This is a genomic window from Streptomyces carpinensis, assembly GCF_002154505.1.
Lineage (GTDB): Bacteria > Actinomycetota > Actinomycetes > Streptomycetales > Streptomycetaceae > Streptomyces > Streptomyces carpinensis.
On the sequence record NZ_MUBM01000503.1, the window covers coordinates 1 to 4,981 of the forward strand.

5 protein-coding genes are annotated in these 4,981 nt (G+C 74.2%); 1 reads left to right on the forward strand and 4 read right to left on the reverse strand.

Going from position 1 to position 4,981, the window contains the following annotated elements; translation table 11 throughout:
- Positions 1–85 precede the first annotated feature (85 nt).
- The 4 genes from BZY54_RS44910 to BZY54_RS44925 form a co-directional block, all read right to left on the reverse strand.
- Entirely contained in the window at positions 86–1,009 is a 924-nt protein-coding gene (locus BZY54_RS44910) for a sirohydrochlorin chelatase (RefSeq protein ID WP_086731123.1), read from the reverse strand.
- Positions 1,010–1,206: 197 nt separating this feature from the next.
- A complete protein-coding gene (locus BZY54_RS44915; RefSeq protein ID WP_086731124.1) occupies positions 1,207–2,208 on the reverse strand; it encodes a BadF/BadG/BcrA/BcrD ATPase family protein in 1,002 nt (333 codons plus the stop codon).
- Complete coding sequence (locus BZY54_RS44920) at positions 2,205–2,882, reverse strand: uracil-DNA glycosylase (protein ID WP_086731125.1); 678 nt, start codon at positions 2,880–2,882, stop codon at positions 2,205–2,207. The genes BZY54_RS44915 and BZY54_RS44920 overlap by 4 nt, the downstream gene beginning before the upstream one ends.
- Before the next feature lie 116 nt (positions 2,883–2,998).
- Positions 2,999–4,084: a WD40/YVTN/BNR-like repeat-containing protein gene (locus tag BZY54_RS44925; protein WP_086731127.1), complete on the reverse strand. Its 1,086-nt coding sequence runs from the start codon at positions 4,082–4,084 to the stop codon at positions 2,999–3,001.
- Positions 4,085–4,485: 401 nt separating this feature from the next.
- Between BZY54_RS44925 and BZY54_RS44930 the strand changes: the two genes are divergently transcribed.
- On the forward strand, positions 4,486–4,981 hold a 496-nt coding region (locus BZY54_RS44930; protein ID WP_143668298.1), incomplete at its 3' end, for an Rv1733c family protein.

Consider the following 4,981-nt stretch of genomic DNA (forward strand, 5'->3'; position numbering starts at 1 on the left):
CCCCTCGTCGTGGTCGTACGGTCGTTCGGTGGTCCCGGGCCACGCCCTCGATGGTTCCGGCGACCCGGAGCCTGCGACGCGCAGGTCAGCGGACCGGCGCGCCCTGCGGCTGCTGCGGGGCGATGCCCAGGGCGGTCGTGTACTTGGCCAGGGCGAGCTTGCCGATCGCCGGGTACGGGCCGAGGGCCTCGGCGGCGGGGCACTCCGCCTCCCTGGCGGCCGCCTCGATCAGCTCCGCGTCGATCTCCGGGCCGATCAGGTACGGCGCCAGGGCCAGCTGCTGGGACCCGGAGGACCGCAGTTGCTCGGCGACGTTCGCGATCGAGCCCTCCTGGTCGAGGGCGGCGGCCATCACCGGCACGGCCAGGCGGGCGGCGAGCAGCATGCCGGTGATCCCGGCCGCCTGGACGGCCTCCTCGCCACCGACCGAGGCGAGGATGATGCCGTCGGCGGCGGTCGCCACGGTGAACAGGCGGGCGCGGTCGGCGCGGGCCAGACCCGCCTCCGACAGGCGCACGTGCAGGGCCTCGGCGAGCAGCGGGTGCGGGCCGAGCACATCGGTCAGCTCGGCGGCGACGCGGCTGTCCATGACGGCCTGGCGGATCTGGCGCAGCAGCGCGCTGTCCGGGCCGGCCAGCAGCGGCACGACGACCGCGACCGGGCCGTCGGGCTCCTGGACCTCGGCACCGGCGGCGAGCGCCTGCTCGTAGCGGGCGGTCCGCTGGTCGGCCGCGTGCGAGAGCACGGACTGCAGGGTCGGGAACTCCGTGTCGTCCCCGTCGACGTACCCGATCAGCGCGTCGAGGCCGGGGAGCTCGGAGCGGGCGATGCTCACGACCTCCTCGGCGAGGCCGCGCGTGGCGGTGCTGGGCGTGCCCGGGACCGCGAGGACGAGCGCGGGCGCGCCCTCGGGAGCCGCCAGCGGTTCGGGTCGGCGGTGCCTTCCGGGCTGGCGGGGGCGCGGCATTCGTACTGGCAGGCCGGACGCGGGCCCAGTGGGGGAGCTCATGGCGCCGCATGTTACTGGCTTTCTGGGCTCCCCTGTTCGGGGAGGGTGCAGGTGAGCGGTATCCGTCCGGTTTTGTCTGATGAGTTATGCGGTGATCCGAACTGATCGAAGTGTGCAGGAGAGCCGGACACGGCAATTCGTAAGGGCCATGGGCGCACTTGTCCGACATGTGCCGGACGCATGGGGATGTGCGGCGATCAATCCCCTTGTTCCGGTGGCACGTAGAGCAGCTTCTCGTCAGCCGGCAGGGCGAGCGTGCCACCGGCCAGGTCGGTCGCGATGCGCACGGATCCGTGCAGCGGATCCCCTTGGGCGGCGACGCGACGCGCGTGCGGCAGCCGTACGGCCAACTCCTCGGCCAGCGGTACGAGGAGCGCGTCGCCCATCTTGAACAGGCCGCCGGTGAGGGCGATCAGGGGCTCTCCGGACGGCGGGCAGACGGCGGCGGCCGACTCGGCCATGTGCCGGGCCGCCGCGCGCAGCACGCCGGCCGCCACGGGGTCGCCGGCGGCACAGGCCGCCACCTGGGGAGCGAAGGAGGCGAGGACGGCGGCGCGGTCGGAGCGCGGGTAGAGCCCGCCGGGCAGTTGCGGCATCGGCCCGAACATCTCCTCGGCGCGGGCCAGCAGCGCCGCCGAGCCGCCGTCCCGTCCGTCGTAGGCGCGCAGCGCGGCCTCCAGGCCCGCCCGCCCGATCCACGCCCCGCTGCCGCAGTCGCCCAGCAGATGCCCCCAGCCGTCGGCGCGGCGCCAGCCGGCCAGGTCGGTGCCGATCGCGATCAGACCGGTCCCGGCGGCGACCACCGCCCCGGGCCGCGGACCCAGGGCGCCGACATAGGCGGTGACCGCATCGGCGACGAGCGCGACCCTGCGCACCCCCAGTTCCCGGGCCAGCGCACCGGGGAGTTCGGCGCGCAGGGCGTCGCCCAGGGTGGCCAGCCCGGCCGCGCCCACGACGGCCGCCTCCAGCCGGCCCACCCCGGCCTCGGCCGACAACGCCCGTGCCATGGGCACCAGTTGCTCCATCAGGTGCCCGGGGTCGATCCCCTGCGCCCCGGTGCGCACCGGTTCCTTGGACGCCCGCTGCGCGAGCGGTCCGGCCCCGGGCGCACCGACGACGACCCGCATCCCGGAACCGCCGGAGTCCACAGCGAGGTAACCGGTCGCACGGGTCGCCCCGGCCGCTGCCCGGCCCGTCACGGCAGGCGCCAGTCCACCGGCTGCCCGCCCTGCCTGATCAGCAGGTCGTTGGCCCGGCTGAACGGGCGCGAGCCGAAGAAGCCGCGGTCGGCCGACATGGGGGAAGGATGGGCCGACTCCACCGAGGGCAGGTCGCCGAGCAGCGGGCGGAGATTGCGGGCGTCACGGCCCCACAAGATCGACACCAGCGGCTTGCCGCGCGCCGCTAGCGCCCGTATCGCCTGCTCGGTGACCTCCTCCCAGCCCTTGCCGCGGTGGGCGCCCGGCTTGCGCGGAGCCGTGGTGAGCGCCCTGTTGAGCAGCAGCACGCCCTGCCGGGTCCAGGGCGTCAGGTCGCCGTTGGACGGCTGGGGCAGCCCCAGGTCGGTGTTCAGCTCCCGGTAGATGTTGATGAGGCTGCCGGGCAGCGGACGCACCTCAGGTGCGACCGAGAACGACAGACCCACCGCATGTCCCGGGGTCGGGTACGGATCCTGTCCCACGATCAGGACGCGTACGTCGTCGAAGGGCTGCTGGAAGGCCCGCAGAACGTTCGCGCCGGCCGGGAGGTAGGTGCGTCCCGCGGCGATCTCCGCGCGGAGGAAGTCGCCCATCTCGGCGATCCGTCCGGCCACGGGTTCCAGGGCCTTCGCCCAGCCGGCCTCGACGATTTCATGCAAGGGTCGTGGTGCCACGGGCGTCACCCTACTGCCGGGCACCGCCCGGTGATCAAGCTGTTGCCGAAACCCGGCCCCCACAGGGGCCGGTGACGGCCGGGACGCCTCGTCGAGACCGGTGGCCGCCGTCATGCTCAACCGATCACCGCCGCCCGTACGCACAGCACGTCCGGCAGGTGTGCGGCCAACTGCTGCCAGCTGTCACCGTCGTCCGCCGAGGCGTACACCTCGCCGTTGCGGTTGCCGAAGTACACGCCCGCCGGGTCGGCGTCGTCGGTGCACAACGCGTCGCGCAGCACGGTGCCGTAGTGGTCCTCCTGCGGCAGGCCCGCCGTGAGCGGCTCCCAGCTCTTGCCGGCGTCCGCCGTGCGGAACACACGGCACCGGTGGTCGGCGGGCACCCGGTCCGAGTCGGCGGTGATCGGGAAGACGTACGCCGTGTCGCCGCGGTGCGGATGGGCCGCCGCCGCGAACCCGAACGTCGACGGCAGGCCCTCGCCGATGTCCGTCCAGTGCGCGCCCCCGTCGTCGCTGCGGTACACACCCCAGTGGTTCTGCAGGTAGAGCCGGTCGAGGTTGGCCGAGTCCTGCGCCACCTTGTGGACGCACTGCCCGAACTCCGGGTTGGGATCGGGCAGGAAGACGGCGGACACACCGGAGTTGGCGGGCGACCAGTTCGCGCCGCCGTCGGCCGTACGGAACACCCCGGCGGTGGACACCGCGACGGTCACGGCCTTCGGATCGCGCCGGTCCGTCACCACGGTGTGCAGCCCCTCACCGCCGCCGCCCGGCACCCACTTCGACCGGGTGGGGTGCTCCCACAGCGGGCGGACCAGCTCGAAGCTCTCGCCGCGGTCCTCGGAGCGGTAGAGCGCGGCCGGTTCCGTGCCCGCGTAGACCACGTCCGGCTCCGCGGCCGCCGGGTGCAGCTGCCACACCCGCTCCAGTGAGGCGCCCGTGTCCTTGGGGAACTTCACCGCCGGCCGGGCGGGCTCCGTCCAGGTGCGGCCCAGGTCGTCGGAGTGGAACACGGACGGGCCCCAGTGCGCGCTGTCGCCACCTGCCAGCAGCCGCGGAACGGCGCCGCGGGTGTCGATGGCGACCGAGTACACGGCCTGTGCGTTGAAGTGGGGGCTGTCGTCGAACTGCCAGGCGCCGTCTCGCCGACGCCCGAGGAACAGGCCCTTGCGGGTACCCACGGCGAGCAGTACCTCGGTCATGCCGATCACCTCCGAGAGGTCTTTGTCCGGACAGCTCTGTCACGGACACGGGCCAGTCTGCACCCCACCACTGACAGTCACCTTCGTGGCGACGTCACCGCAGGTCGGACCGGCATGGTCGGCGCGCCGCACGAGCGCACGGGGCCGGTTTCGCGCCGCCCGGCCCACCGAGCCGCGGGCGGCGGCCGACCGGCCGCCGGCCGACCCCCGAGTGATCGGTGACCGACCGGCGTGGGACCGGCGACCGATCGGCGTGCCGCCGCCGGGACTCGGGGCCGTGTGCCGCTGCCGGCACTCATGGGAGCGCCGGGTCTGGGAACCCGTGATGAGCGTCAGCGAGCCGTCTGCCGTAAGGAAGGACGGTGCGGCAGGTCCGCGTGGTCGTGAGGAGGATGCCGTCGATGGCGTTCCGTGGTCCCAAGACGTGGCTGTGGCGATGGCGCCGCAATCCGCTCAGACGCCGCGCCGACATGGTGGAGGCCTGGGTCGTGCTCGGAGCGTGGGTGGTCACCGTGCTCGCCGGGGTGCTCGCCGGCTGGACGGCGGCCCGCGGAGTGGAGCGGGTGATGGCCCGGGAACGCATGGAGTGGCGGCCCACGGCCGCGGTGGTGACCGAGCGGGCACCCGGTCTGCGACCCGGTGACCGGGACGCCACGGGTGACGGAACGGGGCGGGGGATCGCCCACGGGACCGACGCGCTCCGGGTGTGGGCGGAGGTGCGCTGGAGCGCGCCGGACGGTTCTTCGCACACCGGCCAGGCACGGGTGGAGCCCGGCAGCGCGGTCGGCAGCCGCGTCACCGTGTGGACCGATCCCGGTGGACGACTGGTCGCCAGGCCCGCCACACCCGCCCAGGCGCAGACGCGTGCCCTGCCGATCGGTGGGCTGGCGGGAATCG